Here is a 16,121-nt window from a genome sequence, read left to right as displayed (position 1 = left end):
AGCTCACTGGCCGCCCATCTGCGCCTTGGTGTAGAACCCGTCTTTCTCCAGCAGGTCGATGTTGTCTTTGGTCAACGGTGTCGGGGTCAGCAAGATAGTGTCGACTTTCTTGCTGCCATTGTCGTACTGCGAGGTAAAGGCAGGTTTCTCGTTACGTACCAGTTGCACCGACAGTCTGGCGGCTTCGGTGGCGATCAGTTTCAGCGGCTTGTAAACGGTCATGGTCTGGGTGCCATCGATGACCCGCTTGACCGCCGCCAGGTCGGCGTCCTGACCCGAAATCGGCACCTTGCCGGCCAGTTTCTGCGCGGCCAGCGCCTGAATGGCGCCCCCGGCCGTCGCGTCGTTGGAGGCGACGATGCCATCGATCTTGTTGTCATTGCGGGTCAGGGCGTTCTCCACAATGCTCAGTGCTTCGGTGGGGTTCCACTCCTTGACCCACTGTTGCCCGACAATCTTGATATCGCCCTTGTCGATGGCCGGTTGCAGCACTTTCATCTGGCCTTCGCGCAGAATTTTGGCGTTATTGTCGGTGGGCGCGCCGCCGAGCAAAAAGTAATTGCCCTTGGGTGCCGCTTGCAGCACGCCGCTGGCCTGCATCTCGCCGACCTTTTCGTTATCGAAGGAAATGTAAGCGTCGATGTCGGCATTGAGGATCAGACGGTCATACGAAACGACCTTGATCCCGGCCTTCTTGGCTTCGGCGATGGCGTTGGTCAGCACGGTGGCGTTGAACGGCACGATGACAATCACGTCGACGCCGCGAGAGATGAGGTTTTCAATCTGCGAAATCTGCTTCTGCTCGTTGGCATCGGCGGACTGTACGAAGACCTTGGCATCCAGTTTTTCTGCCGCCGCCACGAAGTAATCACGGTCTCGTGACCAGCGCTCCAGGCGCAGGTCGTCGATGGAAAAGCCGATTTTCGGGTGGGCGGCGTCGGCCATGACCGGCAGGGACAGCAGTGCCAAGGCACTGGCAAGCAGCGTGCGTTTCAGGGTGTTCATAGGGTGCGTCCTTTTATTGTTGTTCGAAAGACACTTCATGATGTGCAGCGTGATGGCGGTGGAACTGTAGAACGTTGTCGGACGCCGTGGGCACAGATTTTTCGTAAGAATGTCACTGCGGCGTCCGTGTCTGCTGGTTGTCAGGTGTAGATAAAGCGGTTGACCACACCTTCGAGCAACTCCTGCCGACCGCTGACGGCCTGCGGGTTCAGTTCGTTGGCGAACGCATGTTCGGCCAGCGACGCGAGGCTGAAACCTCCGCTCAGCACCGATTGGCCGAACGGCTGCTGCCAGCCTGCGTAACGCTGGTCCTTGAATTGTTGAAGTTTATCGTTCTGCACCATCGCCGCAGCGCGCTCCAGCGAGAGGGCAAGGACGTCCATGGCGGCAACGTGGCCATGGAACAGATCGACATCGTCCAGGCTCTGACGGCGGACCTTTGAGTCGAAATTGTAGCCGCCATGGGTAAAACCACCGGCCTTGAGAATTTCATAGGTGGCGAGGGTCATTTCCTCGACGCTATTGGGGAACTGGTCGGTGTCCCAGCCGTTCTGCGGGTCGCCGCGATTGGCGTCGATGCTGCCGAAGATCCCCAGCGAGACCGCCGTGGCGATTTCGTGATGGAAGCTGTGCCCGGCCAGCGTGGCATGGTTGGCTTCGATGTTAACCTTGATCTCGTCCTGCAGGCCGTACTGGTGAAGAAAACCGAATACCGTGGCGCTGTCGTAATCGTACTGATGCTTGGTCGGCTCCTGTGGTTTGGGTTCAATCAGCAGATCACCTTTGAAACCTATCTTGTGCTTGTGCTCGACCACCATGCGCATGAAGCGACCGAGTTGCTCGCGTTCGCGCTTGAGGTCGGTATTGAGCAGGGTTTCGTAACCTTCACGACCGCCCCACAGCACGTAGTTGGAGCCTTTGAGGCGCTGGGTGGCGTTCATCGCACTGAACACCTGGGCGCCAGCGTAGGCAAATACTTCAGGGTCCGGGTTGCTGGCAGCACCTGCGGCAAAACGCGGGTTGCTGAAACAGTTGGCCGTGCCCCACAGCAGCTTGATGCCGCTCTGCTCCTGATGCCGCTCGAGGCGGTCGACCATCTGTGCAAAGTTATTGCGGTATTCCTTTATCGAGCTGCCTTCCGGCGCTACATCGGTGTCGTGGAAACTGTAGTAATCAATGCCCAGCTTGGAGAAGAATTCGAACGCTGCCTCGGCCTTGCCGATAGCCAGCTCCATCGGGTCACCGGCGCGTTGCCATGGGCGTTTGAAGGTGCCAACGCCAAACATGTCAGCCCCCGGCCAGACGAAGGTGTGCCAGTAACAGGCAGCCATGCGCAGGTGTTCGCGCATGGGTTTGCCGAGCACCCGTTTGTCGGCGTCGTAGTGGCGAAAGGCAAGCGGCGAGTCGCTGTCGGGGCCTTCGTAGATAACCTTGTCGACAGTGGGGAAGTACGACATGTGCGTTTCCTTATTGTTATTGGCATTGTGAGTGGCGATGTCTCGATACTAGCAACGGCCTCAGGGCTGCTGATTATGAAAATCATCAACCGACAGTGCGATTTTGAGTATTGAGATTCGCCTGCCACGCGCCTAGTCTGTCGAAAAGCCTCGCGCTTTCCGGATCGGCATAAAAACAATGAAAACCGTACCCCCCGTTCACCGCATTGCGCTGTTGTTCAATGGCAGCAAGATCTACGACCGCGGCATCATCAGCGGCATCGGTAATTACCTGAGCAGCACGCGCGTATCCTGGGACTTGTTCCTCGAGGAAGATTTTCTCTGTCGCTTGAAAGGCATTGAGCGCTGGCAGGGCGACGGGATCATTGCCGACTTCGACGACCCGCTGATCGGCGAAGCGCTGGCCGGGATCCGATTGCCGGTTGTGGCGGTCGGCGGCTCCTATCAGGACGAACGCGCCTACCCGAAGGGCATTCCGTACGTGGCCACCGACAACCATGCCCTGATAAAGGCTGCCTACGAGCACTTGATAGAGGCAGGCCTGACACGATTCGCCTGCTTCAGCCTGCCCGAGGCCCAGGCCAACCGCTGGGCGCAGGAGCGGGAGAAAGCCTTTCGCCACCTGCTGCAACGCGACGGCCTGCACGCCGAGGTCTATCGCGGTCTGGGCACCAGCGCACCGCTCTGGGACAGCGCTGTGGAGCAGCAGATTACCTGGCTGCAAAGCCTGCCCAAGCCCATCGGTATCATCGCCGTGACCGATGCTCGCGCTCGTCAGTTGTTGCAGGCCTGCCTGACCGCCGGCATTGCCGTGCCGGAGCAAGTGGCGCTGATCGGCATCGATAACGATCCGCTGACTCGCACCCTGACCCGTGTGCCGCTCAGCTCGGTGATACAAGGCACCGAAACTATGGGCCGAACCGCTGCGCGCCTGCTTCATCAGTTGTTGCACGGCATGCCGTCGTCCGGCACACACATTCTGATCCCGCCGGATGCGGTCAATGTGCAGGCTTCGAGCCTGCACCAACCGTTGGGCGATCCTTACGTCATGCAGGCGCTTCTGTTTATCCGGCAGTACGCGTGCCAAGGCATCAAGACCGCTCAGGTCGCCGCCTACGTAGGCGTCTCGCGCTCAGCGCTGGAATCACACTTTCGTCGGGTGCGCGGCTGCAGCGTGCATGACGAGATCCTGCGCTTCAAACTGGCCGCTGCCGCGCACGGCCTGGAAAACACTGATTCTGCAATCGCCGACATTGCCCGCGATTGTGGTTTCCGGTCAGCGCAATACCTGCATACGGTGTTTCGCCGGGAGTTTGGGTGTACGCCGCGAGAGTACCTGCAGGGTGCCAACGCGGCGCTGCAATGATCGAAGGCCTGACTGGGTCAGGCAGCCACCACCCTTATCGTCCAGAAGTCTGTGGACAGATTCTCGTCCAGCAAATAGCTGTAGGGCAGGGTGAAGTAGCCCTCCATGCCCCAACCAACGCCCCATGAGTTGCGCAAGATGAAATGCTGGTGGGCATCGTTGTAACCCACAGCCAGCACACAGTGCCCTCCCAGCATCTTTTCGTGGGGGCCGGGCATGGGGGCATGCCCGGTCTGGGCAACTTTCTTGCTTTCAAAGCTTTCGTAGACGGAAAAGCCAATGACAAACGGATACCCCGCCGCCAGGCAGCCTTTCATCTGGTTGAGGTTTTGCGCAACTTTCTGGTAGGACACTGCCTTGTATTTTCGTGCGTCCTTGTAGCAGGCGGGCGACGGTTTGACAGCGAACTTTTCAATATCGTAAGGCCACTCCTTTTCAGGGCAATCACCTTGCTTCGCTACACTTTTGATGCCGTGGCGGATCATCGCGCCACTGTCCGACTCGACGGTGTGTTCAATCACACGTTCGTTGTAATAAATAAACAATCGCGAGGGCACGAACGCCGGCGTGAGCTTCTGCTTCATGCGATCAAACTGAATAGCGCCTGCAATACCGTTCGCCGTACAACTGCCCAGTTGGCCCTGATCGTATACGGGCGGGCAATGAGGACGCAGATCAATTGCGTGTGGGAGCGCCGCCAGTGCGGCTGTCGGGGCAGCATACAGATGATCGCGATGATCAGGCAGATCGCGAATCCATCCATACTGTTTCACGGTATAGGTCATTTCGTATCCCCTTTTAGTTGACCGTCAGGAAAGTTTACGACGTTCATGTAAACAGCTTTTTTAAAAGCGTGGGTTAAACTTTGTTTAATGATTAGTGTGCTACGAGTTGCCTGGGCGGGTTCAGTTGGCAAGTGAATTAGTTAAGCGCAATACCCTGCCAATCAGTCTGTTGAATGGCCGTGTGGAATAGCCATTTGCGGGTTTTGACATTCGGCAGAAATTAAGTCTGCTTGTTGGAAGTGGCAAAACGATACTGTTTCTGCACAGGCCATCTTCCCTCGCTATAAGCGTACCGATGGGTGCATTTAAATTGACAGCGTACGCGGCTCACGCTAAAACGTACGCCTTGGTACAGTTATGGGTGAGGCGCATTTCGCCGCAGGCCAGTGAAGAGGTAGAGGGATGGAGACGCTGCAATTGCACAAAATGTTGACTGTTCATCTGCACATTGACGAGCCTCAATCGCTTTGCAGGCCTCACCAGGGAAAACGCCGCAGTGGCGAAATACGGGGGGGAGAGTTTCACGGAGAGCGATTGCAGGGGCGGGTTCTTGCGGGAGGAAGCCTTTTTCTCGTGCCCCAGGATGACAACATTGCACGATTCAGCGTGTATTACACATTGATGACTGATGACGGCATAAAGATAGATGTCGTAGGAGAGGGCCTGGTTGCAGTGGATGGAACGGACCAGGCGCCGCTCACCGAAGCGTACTGTCGGTGCACATGCAGCACGCAGTTCAGTGTTCCTTCCGGCGATCATGATTACCTGCAGCGAAACCTTTACATCGGCGGGGTAAATATAAAGGCGGGGGATACCAGCATGCGTTTCAGTATTTTTCAGGTTAACCAGATTTAGTGCGGCTGAAGAAACCGACGCCCTTTCCAGGCTGCCCTTAGCGATTACATCGCGAAAACTACGCTGACTGAAATGCTTGCGTTGCATCCCGCCAGGCCGTTCGAGCGCCAGTTTCCAGGGCGTGAGGACGGTCTTTCCCCACGCCGGAGATCTGGCTATTTCACCGGGCCTTGCCTTGACCGGTGCTAGTTGGCAAAAAAACTCAAGCCCTTGCCAATCGCACATTCGTAACTGACCGCATTGCCCACCTGCTGATAGCCCGGAACACTCAACGTCGTCATGCTGAAACCCGCCGTACCGTCGGCGCGTATCTGGTAGCGAATGAACTGCTCGATGGGCTTGTTTTCGCGGTCGAGGGTGAAGTGCGTGTCCGAAAACGCGAGGGTGCCATCAGGCGTGATGCGGTAGGCATCAATGCGTTTGCCGCCTTTGGTTTTGGACGGTTCGGCACCTGCGACCGAGGATTTGCACTGCCCCAGATCAATCACCACTGCCACCGACGCTCCGGTGTTCAGGGCTTGTGTAATGGCCGGCAGGCTGGCGAGGCTGTCGCCTGCCTGGGCCAGACCCGGCAGTGACAGGGCGAGTAGTGCAGCAGCGTAGTAATGTTTCATTAGAGCTCCAGTAAGGCAGTCTGAAGATTGAATAAACCAGTCATCTGACGATATCAAGCGTTGCGAAACCTACCATAAGCTTCTCTGCAGGTGGGCTCTAATAGCAGTGGCACCTCTCTGTTACACGGTTCTTCATCCTTTTTCCGGCTCTGCCGATAGATATGACGATATTAATTTATTCGTCAACTAGCGAAAGGGAATGGAACATGTTGAGACAGCTGAAAATTGCCGCGCGGACCGCTGTCTGCTTTGCATTGATGGTGGTTCTGGTCATAGGGCTCGGCATCTTCAGCCTTCAACAGCTACATGGCATTCGCGAGCAGTCGCTTGAAATCGAGAACGACTCGCTTCCCGGCATTGCGCTGGGTGACGATATCGCTCTTGCATTCGAGAAAACCCGCACCACCGTGGCGAAAATGCTGACCACTCAGGATGTGGCGCAGGTTGCCCTGGTTCACACGGACTTCCTCGAAAAGAAAGCCGGCTTTCAAAAGGCCATTCAGGCCTACACCCCGGTTATCACCGAAGATGACGAGCGGGCGCTTATCAACGGTATGACGAGTACTTACCAGCGCTATACCGAACGGGCCGAGCAGGTTTATACGCTCATCAATCAGAATCAGGCCGAGGCAGCACGGCAGCTTGTGTGGGGCGAAATGAAGACTATTGCCGAGGGCCTGGAAGCTTCTCTGGGCAAGCTGGAAAAGATCAACGACGAGTCTGAGGCTGATTCCAGTGCTGCGGCATCGGAGGTCTATGACAATGCCGTTGTAGTGACCCAGTTGGTTATGCTGATCACCATATTGCTGACTGTGCTGCTTGCCTGGCGTTTGACCAAAAGTCTGGCGGTACCCATCAGTCAGGCGTTGCTGGCTTCTGAAACCATCGCTGCCGGGGATCTGCGTCCGACACACCTTGACCGTGAGGGCACCGACGAAGCGGCGCTGTTGCTGCAATCGATGGAGCGTATGCGTGGCAATCTGAGCACGACACTGACCCATGTGGGCGATGCCGCGCATCAATTGGCCTCTGCCACGGAAGAAATGAGCGCGTTGATGGCCAACAGCAACGCTGATCTGATCGTGCAGAACAGCGAGATCGAAATGGCGGCCACTGCCGTGACCGAGATGAGTCAGGCGGTCGATGAGGTGGCGCGCAACGCAGTGAGCACTTCCGAGGAGTCAAAAGCGTCTTCGGTTTCGGCGCGTCAAGGGCAGGAAGAACTCAAGCAGACCGTCAAATCGATTCTTGAACTGACCCAGAACGTCAGCACAGCCTCTGTCGAGGCGCAGGCCCTGGCGACGCGCACGCTGGACATCAGTAAAGTGCTGGACGTGATCCGCGCAGTCTCTGAGCAAACCAACCTGCTGGCCCTCAATGCTGCCATTGAGGCGGCAAGGGCAGGCGATGCAGGGCGCGGCTTCGCCGTGGTTGCTGATGAAGTTCGCGCACTGGCGCACCGCACCAGCGAATCGACCCGAGAAATCGAAACCATGATCGGGCACATCCAGCAGGGCACCAAAAGTACGTTGGTGGCGCTTGAGGTCAGCACCGAGCAGGCCCAGCGCACCCGCCATCAGGCCGAATCGGCTAATGCCGTGCTGGCCAGCATCGCCAGCTCGGTCATGGTCATCGATGAGCGCAATACGGTCATCGCCAGCGCTTCCGAGGAGCAGGCACTGGTTGCCCGTGAAGTGGACCGCAACCTGGTGCGAATCCGTGACCTGTCGGCGCAATCGGCGGTACGCACCGGCCAGACCGGCAGCGCCAGCCAGTCACTGGCTGAACTGGCCAGTGACCTGACGACAACACTGCGGCAGTTCAAACTCAGGTAACTGCGAGCACGTCGTCGCTGTTGTCCGGGCAACAGCGAATCGACAGTGTGTTCGGTAGTTGCGCTCGCAGTGCACGGGTTTTCAACGTCGCGGCCACTTGGGGTAGAGGCTTGCAAACGCCAGCCGCTACGCTTCGCGCCGTTGCCTGGCGCAGTTCCAAGGCTTTGGGCATGACCTGTGCACTGCTCATCGGGATTATGTCCTGAGCCAGCGGAGCTACCCGAATGCCTGATGCCGTTTCTACTGCCAAACCAACCCGCCTGCACGCAGTCTGGCGCACACTCGCGCTCACCCTGTTTGCTGGCAGTCTAGCCGCAAGCGCTCAGGCCGATGACAGCGACGTCCCTTCACTGGCGGGCAAACGCATCGCTATCAGCATGACCGGTACCAGTCACTACTTCGATATCAAGGCATTCCAGGCCCAGGTCGATGAGGTCAAGCGTCTGGGCGGCACGCCGATTACGCTCGACGCTGGGCGCAACGACAAGAATCTGGTCAACCAATTGCAGACCGTCGTCACGCAAAAACCGGATGCGGTGATCCAGACCCTGGGCACGCTCAGCGTTATCGACCCGTGGCTCAAGCGCATCAGCAAGGCCAACATTCCGCTGTTCACGATTGATGCGCCGTCGCAGTACAGCCTCAACAACACCACCTCTGACAATGTCGCGACCGGCAAGGCGCTGGCCGGGCAGTTGATCAAGGATGCCGGCGGCAAGGGCAATATTCTGGTGTTCAACGGTTTTTATGGCGTGCCGGTCTGCGCCATTCGTTATGACCAGCTCAAGCTGGCGCTCAAGGATCACCCGGAGCTGAAAATCATCGAGCCCGAGCTGCGAGACGTGATTCCCAATACTGTTCAGGACGCCTATTCGCAGGTGTCTGCGTTGCTCAACAAGTACCCTAAAGGCAGTGTTTCAGCGATCTGGTCGGCCTGGGATATTCCTCAACTGGGTGCCAGCAAGGCGCTGATCGACGCTGGTCGTACCGAAATCAAGACCTATGGCGTGGACGGCACGCCGGAAGTGCTGGAACTGATGCGCCGTGACACCTCACCGGTCGGTGCCGTGGTGGCGCAACAGCCCGCGCTGATCGGCAAGACCGCCGTGCAGAACGTTGCCCGCTATCTGGCCGGACAACGCGATCTGCCCAAGGAAACCCAGGTGCCGACGCTGCTCACCACGGCGGCCAATCTGGCCGACGTGCAAAAGCTCAGGGGCGATAACTGAGGCGGGGGGCGGGATCATGGTTTCAGCGACTTTGCAGGTTCAATCAGTACCTGCCTTGCACCTGAGCGGCATCAGCAAACGTTTCGGCGCAACCCAGGCGCTTGACGGGGTCAACCTGCAGGTGGCGTCGGGAACGATTCATGGGCTGGTCGGCGAAAACGGCGCGGGCAAATCGACGCTGATCAAGGTGTTGGCCGGCATTCACCGCGCCGACGCTGGCAGCCTGAGCATCAATGGCCAGCGTTTCGAGGGCCACACGCCGCGCCAGGTCGAAGCGGCCGGAGTGCATTTCATTCATCAGGAACGGCTGCTGCCGGGCAGTTTCACGGTCGGCGAAGCGCTGTTTTTCGGTCAGGAAATCAAACGTGGCCTGTTTGTCGACCGGCGCGCTCAGGATCGTGAGGCGGCTCGGTTGCTGGAGGATTACTTTGCCATGCGTTTGCCACAAGGCGCGCTGGTACGTGATCTGGACAGCGCGCAGCGGCAGATACTACAGATCACCCGCGCGCTGCTGGCCAAACCCGGAGTGCTGGTATTCGACGAGCCGAGTGTGTCGCTGGTCAAGCAAGAGGTGGACCGGTTGCTGGCCATCGTGCGGCGTTTGCGCGATGAAGGGCTGACCATTGTGTACATCTCGCATTATTTGCAGGAAATAGAATCGCTCTGCGATCAGGTCACCGTGCTGCGCAACGGGCGCGATGTGGCGGTGGTTGATCCCGCGCTCACCAGCACCGCGCAGATCGCCCGGCTGATGGTCAATCGTGACGTTGGCGAGCAGTATTTCCGGGCTCAAAGTGTGCCCGGTGCACCTGTGTTGCAGTTGAATGCGCTGGGGGCAGGGCGCGTGTATGACGGCATCGACCTGAGTGTGCGACGTGGCGAAGTGGTCGGCCTGACCGGGCTGGTGGGTTCGGGCGCCAAAGAGCTGCTGAAAAGCCTGTTCGGGCTGCTCAAGCCGGAGCGCGGTGAGTTGCTGTTGAACGGCCAGCCCTTGCAGCTGAAATCGCCCCGCGATGCAGTGCGTAACGGCATTGCGCTGGTCCCCGAAGAGCGCCGCACCCACGGTGTGGCGCCAGTGCTTTCAGTGCTGGAAAACATCACCATGGCCAGCCTCGGGCGCTTCAGCCACTGGGGGTTGCTTGATGCCTCTGCTCAGGCTCGGGAAAGCGAGCGGTTGATCACCGAACTGGCGATCAAGACCCCTGGCCCCGACGCAGCAGTGCAACTGCTCAGTGGTGGCAATCAGCAAAAGGTGGCTTTGGCCAAGTGGCTGAGTCGGCATTCGTCGCTGTACCTGCTGGACGAGCCCAGCGTGGGCGTCGACATCGGTGCCAAGGTGGAAATCTACCGGTTGATTGCCCGGCTTGCCGAGGGTGGCGCAGCCGTAGTGGTGCTGTCCTCGGATTTGCCGGAACTGATCGGCATCACCCATCGCATCGTGGTCTTGCACCGAGGCCGCATTGCCGGCGAATTCGCTTCCCGGACCACCGACAGCGACCAGTTGCTGGCCTGCGCCACCGGTGCCAGTGAAAGCGATGAACAGGTCGAACCGATTATTGAGGAGGCCAGGCATGTCCGCGCTTGAAGTGTTTGCCAGCCCGACAGTCGAACCGCCCCGGCGCCTACTTGTGCGTGTCGCGCAGCGCGGCTCGTTGCTGGTATTTCTGGCGATTCTGCTGGGCTTCGCCATCAGTGCGCCGAATTTCCTCAGCGTCGGCAACATCAGTAACGTCTTCGCCCAGTCGGCCATGCTTGGCATTCTGGCGCTGGGCCTGACCTGTGTGGTCATCGGTGGCGGCTCCAACGTGGTCAGCGGCGGGCTTGACCTGTCACTGGCGGCCAATCTGGGGCTGTGTGCGGCTGTTTACAGCAGCTTGAACAACGCCGGGTTCGAAGCCTGGCAGGCGATTGCGCTGACGCTCGGCTGCGGGCTGGTGGTGGGTGCGTTCAACGGTTTGGCGGTGGTGCTTTTACGTCTGCCACCGTTATTGGCGACCCTTGCAAGCATGAACCTGATTGCCGGGCTGGAACTGGTGCTGACCCAAAACACCGTATTGGCCACCGATTCCGCGCTGCTGGACAGCCTTGCTTCCGGCGTCTGGCTGGGCGTTCCGGCGCTGGCGTGGGTGCTGTTGAGTGTAGCGGCAGGCTTGTGGCTGCTGATTCAGCACAGCGCGTTCGGCCTGCGCCTGTACGCCATCGGCGAATACCCGCAGGCCGCGAAGGCTGCCGGGTTGAGTGTGCAACGCTATGTGTTCGCCAGCTACCTGATTGCCGGTGGCTGCGCCGCGATTGCTGCGTTCTGTTCGGCGGCGTTTTTCAGCGGCAGCACCACCGGTTCCGGTGACATGTTGCTGTCGGTGGTGGCCATTGCCTTCCTCGGTGTGGTGTTCTCGCGACGCCTGACCGCGAACATCCCCGGCACGTTGTTGGCGAACCTGTTGCTGGGTTTTTTGATCAATGGCTTTCAGTTGCTGAACATTTCCAACTTCTGGGTCAACGGCGTGCAAGGTGTGTTGATTCTGCTGGTGGTGGCGTTTTCAGGGGCGCTTGGCCGTCAGGAAGGTGAACAATGAGTACCGTGACGCTGAATACCTCGTCGACGCTGATAAAAGTCCTGCCGCGCCTGTTACCTGCGGTCCTGCCGTTGCTGGTGCTGATCATTCTGCTGTTCTTCGCCATTAATGCGCCAGGTTTTCTGAGCTGGGGCAACCTGTCGAGCCTGGTGCTGAACAATTTCGTGCTGCTGGCCATCGTCGCCGTCGGCATGACCTGGGCCGTCGCCGCTGGCGGCATTGATCTGTCGGTGGGCACGGCGCTGGATTTCGCCAGCCTGGGCTTTGTGGTGGCACTCAATGGTGGCTACGGTCTGACGGCGGCCATCGCCATTGCCTTGCTGGCAGGCGTTGCGGCGGGTGCGTTCAACGCGATGCTGATTGCCGGGCTGCGTATTTCGCCGTTTCTGGCCACGCTGGGTACGTTGTTCATCGGCACCAGCGTGCAACAGCTGTTATCCGATGGCGGGCAGCCCGTCTACATCGCGCAAAACGCGCTGCCCGGCATCAGCAGCATGCTGATACTGGGTGTGCCATTGCCGCTTGTGGCGGTGGCTGTTCTGGCAGGTGTTTACGGGCTGGTGCTGGCGCGTGGACGTCTGGGGCGGGAGATTCTTGCAGTGGGTACGCAGCCGCAACTGGCGTATTACTCGGGGCTTTCTACCCGGCGTGTGGCCGTATGGGTGTTTCTCGGCAGCGCGCTGGCCTGCGCGGTTGCCGGTATCCTGCTCAGTTCCACCGTCAACGCCTACGTGCCGATGTCCGGCAACGCCTACCTGATCAACGCGATTGGCGCGGTGTTCATCGGCACGACGCTCAGCCGCCAGGGGCGTCCCAACATCGTCGGGACGCTGCTGGGTGTGTTGTTCATTAACGTCATCGCCAATGGCTTGCTGTTGATCGGCTGGAACTTCTACTGGCAGCAGGTCGCGACCGGGGTGCTGATCTTTGCCGTGCTGGCGTTCAGTTTCGCCAGCCGCCACCTGCTTGGTCATGCAGCCTGAGGGCACAGCGCCTCAGGCTTTACCGGTGCCGCTGCCGATCTGCCAGACGATAGGCGGCTCGGTGCCATTGATACGCCAGTCGCCAACAATCCGCGCCTTGTAGATCAGCGGATTGTGCGATGCCGCTGTGCGTGCATTGCGCCAGTGGCGATCCAGCGCCTTGTTGACGCTCACGCCCGACGCGCCCAACGCATTGAACAGCTCGGTGGCCGAACGCAGCACCAGTTCCGAGACGATCACCTGCGCCTTGGCGGTTTCGATTTCTGCCGCGATATTGGCGTCTTTCTCCTGCTGCGGGTTATTGCCGAAGCGCGCTACGTAAGCGCGCTGCAACGGCTCGGCGGAACGCAGGGTGGCTGCCTCGGCGGCGTACACTTGCGCGGCGATCTGCCCGACCACCTGCTGCACCTGCGAATCCTGGCTAACGCTGCCCGCGTTGCCGTGGCTGAAAATACGTTTGCGGTCACGCACTTCTTGCGCGATATCACGCTCGACGGCTCGGCCGATGCCGGCCAGCACCGCCAGCAGCACCAGTTGATAAAACGCCGTCTGATACTTGAAGCGCTCTTCAAAGGGAATCACATGGTTCGCCGGCAATGGCACGTTGTCGTACACCGACGTGCCGCTGCCGGTGGTGCGCTGCCCGAAACCGTCCCAGTCGTCGCTGTGACGCACGCCAGCGTGCCGGGCATTGACCACGGCAATCACGTCGGCGCCATTGTCTGCACGCTGGGCGTAGACGTCGATCCAGTCGGCGAAGATGCTGCCGGTGCTGTAGAACTTGGTGCCGTTGAGCACAAAACCGTCGCCCTGAGCACTGACCTTGGTGATCACATCACCGATTTTCACCGTGCCGACTTCGGTCCAGCCATTGCCGACCAGATCCCCGGCGACAAAGCGTGCAAACCATGTGTCACGGTCCACGCCCGGTGGCGCATTCAGGCGGTCTTCGACAAAAGCAAAATGCGCCCGCAAAGCCTGCGGGATGTTCGAGTCGGCCTCGGCCAATTCTATCAACAGCTGAAAAAGCTGGCCGATCGAGGCACCGGCACCGCCATATTCGCTCGGTACCCGCACAGCGCCGAAACCGGCTTTCTTCAGCCATTCAATAGGCTCGTAGGGCAGGGCACGAGCTTTTTCACGTTCGACGTTGCCCGCGCTGATCTCACGGAAGATCGGCCGGAAGCGGTTGGCCAGGGTTTCGTAATCGGTGCCCAGCGAGAGTGGGTTAGAGCCGGTTGGTTGAGTCATGCAGTGCTCCTGAGTGCGAAGAGGTCGGCACGCGTGCCGGGGTAGTCACTCAAGTCTCAGTGCATGCTTTGTGCCCGAATATAAGTCATTGAATGGATTGATTATTTTTTTATCTGCCGATTTTACCTGTTGTAAGGCCAACAGCGGCGCAACAGCTTGTCAGCAAAGCGCACAGTTACAAAACTCATCCAGCCGTTGCAACTCATTGATCTTGATGGAGTTTCTGTGCTGGCACGGTCGCTGCTATGGCTCCATTGATCTTTTTTCGGTGGAACTGCCCATGTTCGACTCATTGCCCCAAGCGCTGTTGCAACAGGCCCAGACGCGTGGCGACTGGACGGCGCTGCGTTACAAGCAATTCGGCATCTGGCAACGCCGCAGCTGGAGCGAGCTTGCCCTTGAGGTCAGCCAGCTGGCGGCGGCCTTGAAGGGCAGGGGTTTTGACTCAACACACAGCCTGGTCATGCTCAGCGAGGCCAGGGTCGAAGCGCTGTTGCTCGCGCTGGCTGCGCACTGGTTGGGCGGCACTGTCAGTCTGCTTGATCCAGCTGCGGATAACCGAGCATGGCTGGCGAAGCGGTCGTTGGCATTTGCAGTCGCCGACGGGCTGGAAGCGCTCCTTCAGTTACGCAACGCCTCGCCGGAGGTTGTCGTGCTGCTGGACAAGCGCGGCCTCGGCGAAACCCAAGACATCAACGTGATCGACTACGCCCGGTTGTTGAGCGATTACGCTGCCGATGCGGTTGATCCTGTACAGAGCCCGGCGGCGGCTTTTCTGTTTCCCTCTGTTGACCAGCCGTTGGGTGTGCAATTGAGCCACGCAGACTTGCTTGCAGGCGCACGGCAACTGGTGAACAGGCACGGGTTGTCGGCGCGGGATCAAGCGCTGGCCGCCAGAGTCTTCGCGGCCAGCGGGCAGGCGCGTTATCTGCTCACGCCTTGGCTGGTGGCCGGGTTTTGCCTGAATTTCCCGGAGGCGCTGACTACGCGCGACAATGATCGCCGTGAACTGGGGCCGACACTGGTGCTGGGCACGCGCGAGTCCTATGCCCGTCTTGAACTTTGGGTCAGGGAGCGCTTGCCGTTGCCGGGCAGTATCAGCCACCGGCTTTACCAATGGGCGATCGCCCCTGCGCCCGGTGCCCTGCGCCGTTGGTTGGGCTACTGGTTGATCCGCCGCCCGTTGCTGGATGTGTTGGGCATGAGCCGCTTGAGCACACCGTTGCTGGTGGGCGATGCGCTGACAGCCTCCAGCCAGACGTTTTTTGCGGCGTTGGGTATTCGGCCCGTTGCGCCGGATCAGGACAGCCCGGCGCAGCAATCGCCAGCCTTTACCCCGCCAGTGGCAGCGCTGATGAGTGTGCCGTCATGAGTCCTCCGGCGCTGCTTACGCTTGACGATATTTCGCTGTCATTCAAAGGCGTCAACGCCGTTACCTCTATCAGTTTCTCGGTGGCCAGCGGGGAAATCTGCGCGCTGATCGGACCCAATGGCGCGGGCAAGAGTTCGCTGCTCAACGTCATCAATGGCGTGTATCAGGCGCAAAGCGGTTCGATCAGCTATGCCGGTCAGACCCGCCGTCGCATGCGCCCGCATCAGGCTGCCGAAGGCGGCATTGCCCGCACCTTTCAGAACATCGCGTTGTTCAAGGGCATGAGCGTGCTGGACAACGTGCTGACCGGTCGCAACCTCAAGCGCCGCAGCACTTGGCTTGAGCAAATGCTGCGGGTTGGTCGTGCTACGGCGGAGGACGACGAGCAACGCTGGCACGCCGAGCGGGTGATCGAGTTCCTGCGCATTCACCCGTGGCGCCACACGCTGGTGGGCAAGCTTTCCTATGGCCTGCAAAAGCGTGTCGAACTGGCCCGTGCCCTCGCGGCGGAACCGCGCCTGCTGTTGCTGGACGAGCCGATGGCCGGGATGAATGCCGAAGAGAAATGCGAAATGAGTCAGTTCATCCGCGACATCAATCGCGAACTGGGCACCACCGTAGTGCTGATCGAGCATGACATGAGTGTGGTGATGGGCCTCAGCGATCATGTGGTGGTACTGGATTACGGTCGCAAGATCGGTGACGGAACACCCGAGCAGGTCCGCGCCAATCCACAGGTGATTGCCGCCTACCTGGGCACCCGTCGTTCGTCCCCGATCAGGAAACCGTAAGC

General features: G+C 59.4%; 15 protein-coding genes. 9 read left to right on the top strand and 6 right to left on the bottom strand.

The features are described 5' to 3' along the window. Positions 1 to 3 precede the first annotated feature (3 nt). Together xylF and xylA are read right to left on the bottom strand one after the other, a co-directional pair. Positions 4 to 1,005, bottom strand: coding sequence for a D-xylose ABC transporter substrate-binding protein (gene xylF / locus PSPTO_RS15545; RefSeq protein WP_005764395.1), 1,002 nt, complete (start codon positions 1,003 to 1,005; stop codon positions 4 to 6). 140 nt (positions 1,006 to 1,145) lie between these two features. Beyond that, positions 1,146 to 2,462, bottom strand: coding sequence for a xylose isomerase (gene xylA, locus PSPTO_RS15540; protein WP_005764393.1), 1,317 nt, complete (start codon positions 2,460 to 2,462; stop codon positions 1,146 to 1,148). A 178-nt stretch (positions 2,463 to 2,640) separates the two neighbouring features. Here xylA and PSPTO_RS15535 point away from each other — a divergent pair, with 178 nt between their 5' ends. Continuing rightward, the gene (locus PSPTO_RS15535) at positions 2,641 to 3,828 is read left to right on the top strand and encodes a XylR family transcriptional regulator (protein ID WP_005764391.1); all 1,188 of its coding nucleotides are present in this window, start codon (positions 2,641 to 2,643) and stop codon (positions 3,826 to 3,828) included. Between the two features lie 17 nt (positions 3,829 to 3,845). On the opposite strand, the gene PSPTO_RS15530 is transcribed toward PSPTO_RS15535, so the two are convergent. After that, positions 3,846 to 4,613: a C1 family peptidase gene (locus PSPTO_RS15530; RefSeq protein ID WP_011104327.1), complete on the bottom strand. Its 768-nt coding sequence runs from the start codon at positions 4,611 to 4,613 to the stop codon at positions 3,846 to 3,848. 402 nt (positions 4,614 to 5,015) lie between these two features. Here PSPTO_RS15530 and PSPTO_RS15525 point away from each other — a divergent pair, with 402 nt between their 5' ends. Continuing rightward, positions 5,016 to 5,468: a DUF3237 family protein gene (locus PSPTO_RS15525; protein ID WP_010205279.1), complete on the top strand. Its 453-nt coding sequence runs from the start codon at positions 5,016 to 5,018 to the stop codon at positions 5,466 to 5,468. A gap of 185 nt (positions 5,469 to 5,653) precedes the next feature. On the opposite strand, the gene PSPTO_RS15520 is transcribed toward PSPTO_RS15525, so the two are convergent. Beyond that, positions 5,654 to 6,082, bottom strand: coding sequence for a VirK family protein (locus tag PSPTO_RS15520; protein ID WP_005764626.1), 429 nt, complete (start codon positions 6,080 to 6,082; stop codon positions 5,654 to 5,656). Positions 6,083 to 6,288: 206 nt separating this feature from the next. Here PSPTO_RS15520 and PSPTO_RS15515 point away from each other — a divergent pair, with 206 nt between their 5' ends. Continuing rightward, positions 6,289 to 7,917, top strand: coding sequence for a methyl-accepting chemotaxis protein (locus tag PSPTO_RS15515; protein WP_005764624.1), 1,629 nt, complete (start codon positions 6,289 to 6,291; stop codon positions 7,915 to 7,917). On the opposite strand, the gene PSPTO_RS15510 is transcribed toward PSPTO_RS15515, so the two are convergent. Continuing rightward, positions 7,910 to 8,107 (bottom strand): hypothetical protein, encoded by a 198-nt coding sequence (locus PSPTO_RS15510; RefSeq protein WP_080546396.1) that lies wholly within the window; start codon positions 8,105 to 8,107, stop codon positions 7,910 to 7,912. The genes PSPTO_RS15515 and PSPTO_RS15510 overlap by 8 nt on opposite strands. A 34-nt stretch (positions 8,108 to 8,141) precedes the next feature. Here PSPTO_RS15510 and PSPTO_RS15505 point away from each other — a divergent pair, with 34 nt between their 5' ends. Genes PSPTO_RS15505 through PSPTO_RS15490 form a run of 4 tightly spaced genes read left to right on the top strand, consistent with a single transcriptional unit; the run spans position 8,142 to position 12,705 of the window. After that, on the top strand, positions 8,142 to 9,146 hold the full coding sequence (locus tag PSPTO_RS15505) for a sugar ABC transporter substrate-binding protein (RefSeq protein WP_011104325.1): 1,005 nt from the start codon (positions 8,142 to 8,144) through the stop codon (positions 9,144 to 9,146). A gap of 16 nt (positions 9,147 to 9,162) precedes the next feature. Then, positions 9,163 to 10,731, top strand: a complete 1,569-nt coding sequence (locus tag PSPTO_RS15500) for a sugar ABC transporter ATP-binding protein (RefSeq protein WP_005764620.1) — start codon at positions 9,163 to 9,165, stop codon at positions 10,729 to 10,731. Next, on the top strand, positions 10,718 to 11,722 hold the full coding sequence (locus tag PSPTO_RS15495; RefSeq protein ID WP_011104324.1) for an ABC transporter permease: 1,005 nt from the start codon (positions 10,718 to 10,720) through the stop codon (positions 11,720 to 11,722). Before PSPTO_RS15500 ends, PSPTO_RS15495 begins: the two co-directional genes overlap by 14 nt. After that, complete coding sequence (locus PSPTO_RS15490; protein ID WP_011104323.1) at positions 11,719 to 12,705, top strand: ABC transporter permease; 987 nt, start codon at positions 11,719 to 11,721, stop codon at positions 12,703 to 12,705. Before PSPTO_RS15495 ends, PSPTO_RS15490 begins: the two co-directional genes overlap by 4 nt. A 12-nt stretch (positions 12,706 to 12,717) precedes the next feature. Here the strand turns inward: PSPTO_RS15490 and PSPTO_RS15485 are convergent, their stop codons facing one another. After that, positions 12,718 to 13,956 (bottom strand): acyl-CoA dehydrogenase family protein, encoded by a 1,239-nt coding sequence (locus PSPTO_RS15485; protein WP_011104322.1) that lies wholly within the window; start codon positions 13,954 to 13,956, stop codon positions 12,718 to 12,720. A 280-nt stretch (positions 13,957 to 14,236) separates the two neighbouring features. Here PSPTO_RS15485 and PSPTO_RS15480 point away from each other — a divergent pair, with 280 nt between their 5' ends. Beyond that, positions 14,237 to 15,328 (top strand): AMP-binding protein, encoded by a 1,092-nt coding sequence (locus PSPTO_RS15480; protein WP_046463411.1) that lies wholly within the window; start codon positions 14,237 to 14,239, stop codon positions 15,326 to 15,328. Further along, positions 15,325 to 16,119: an ABC transporter ATP-binding protein gene (locus PSPTO_RS15475; RefSeq protein ID WP_011104320.1), complete on the top strand. Its 795-nt coding sequence runs from the start codon at positions 15,325 to 15,327 to the stop codon at positions 16,117 to 16,119. The genes PSPTO_RS15480 and PSPTO_RS15475 overlap by 4 nt, the downstream gene beginning before the upstream one ends. Positions 16,120 to 16,121 lie beyond the last annotated feature (2 nt).

The organism is Pseudomonas syringae pv. tomato str. DC3000, from assembly GCF_000007805.1.
Classification (GTDB): domain Bacteria; phylum Pseudomonadota; class Gammaproteobacteria; order Pseudomonadales; family Pseudomonadaceae; genus Aquipseudomonas; species Aquipseudomonas avellanae.
The sequence above is the reverse complement of the archived record's forward strand: the minus strand, read 5'-3'. Positions and strand labels throughout refer to the sequence as shown.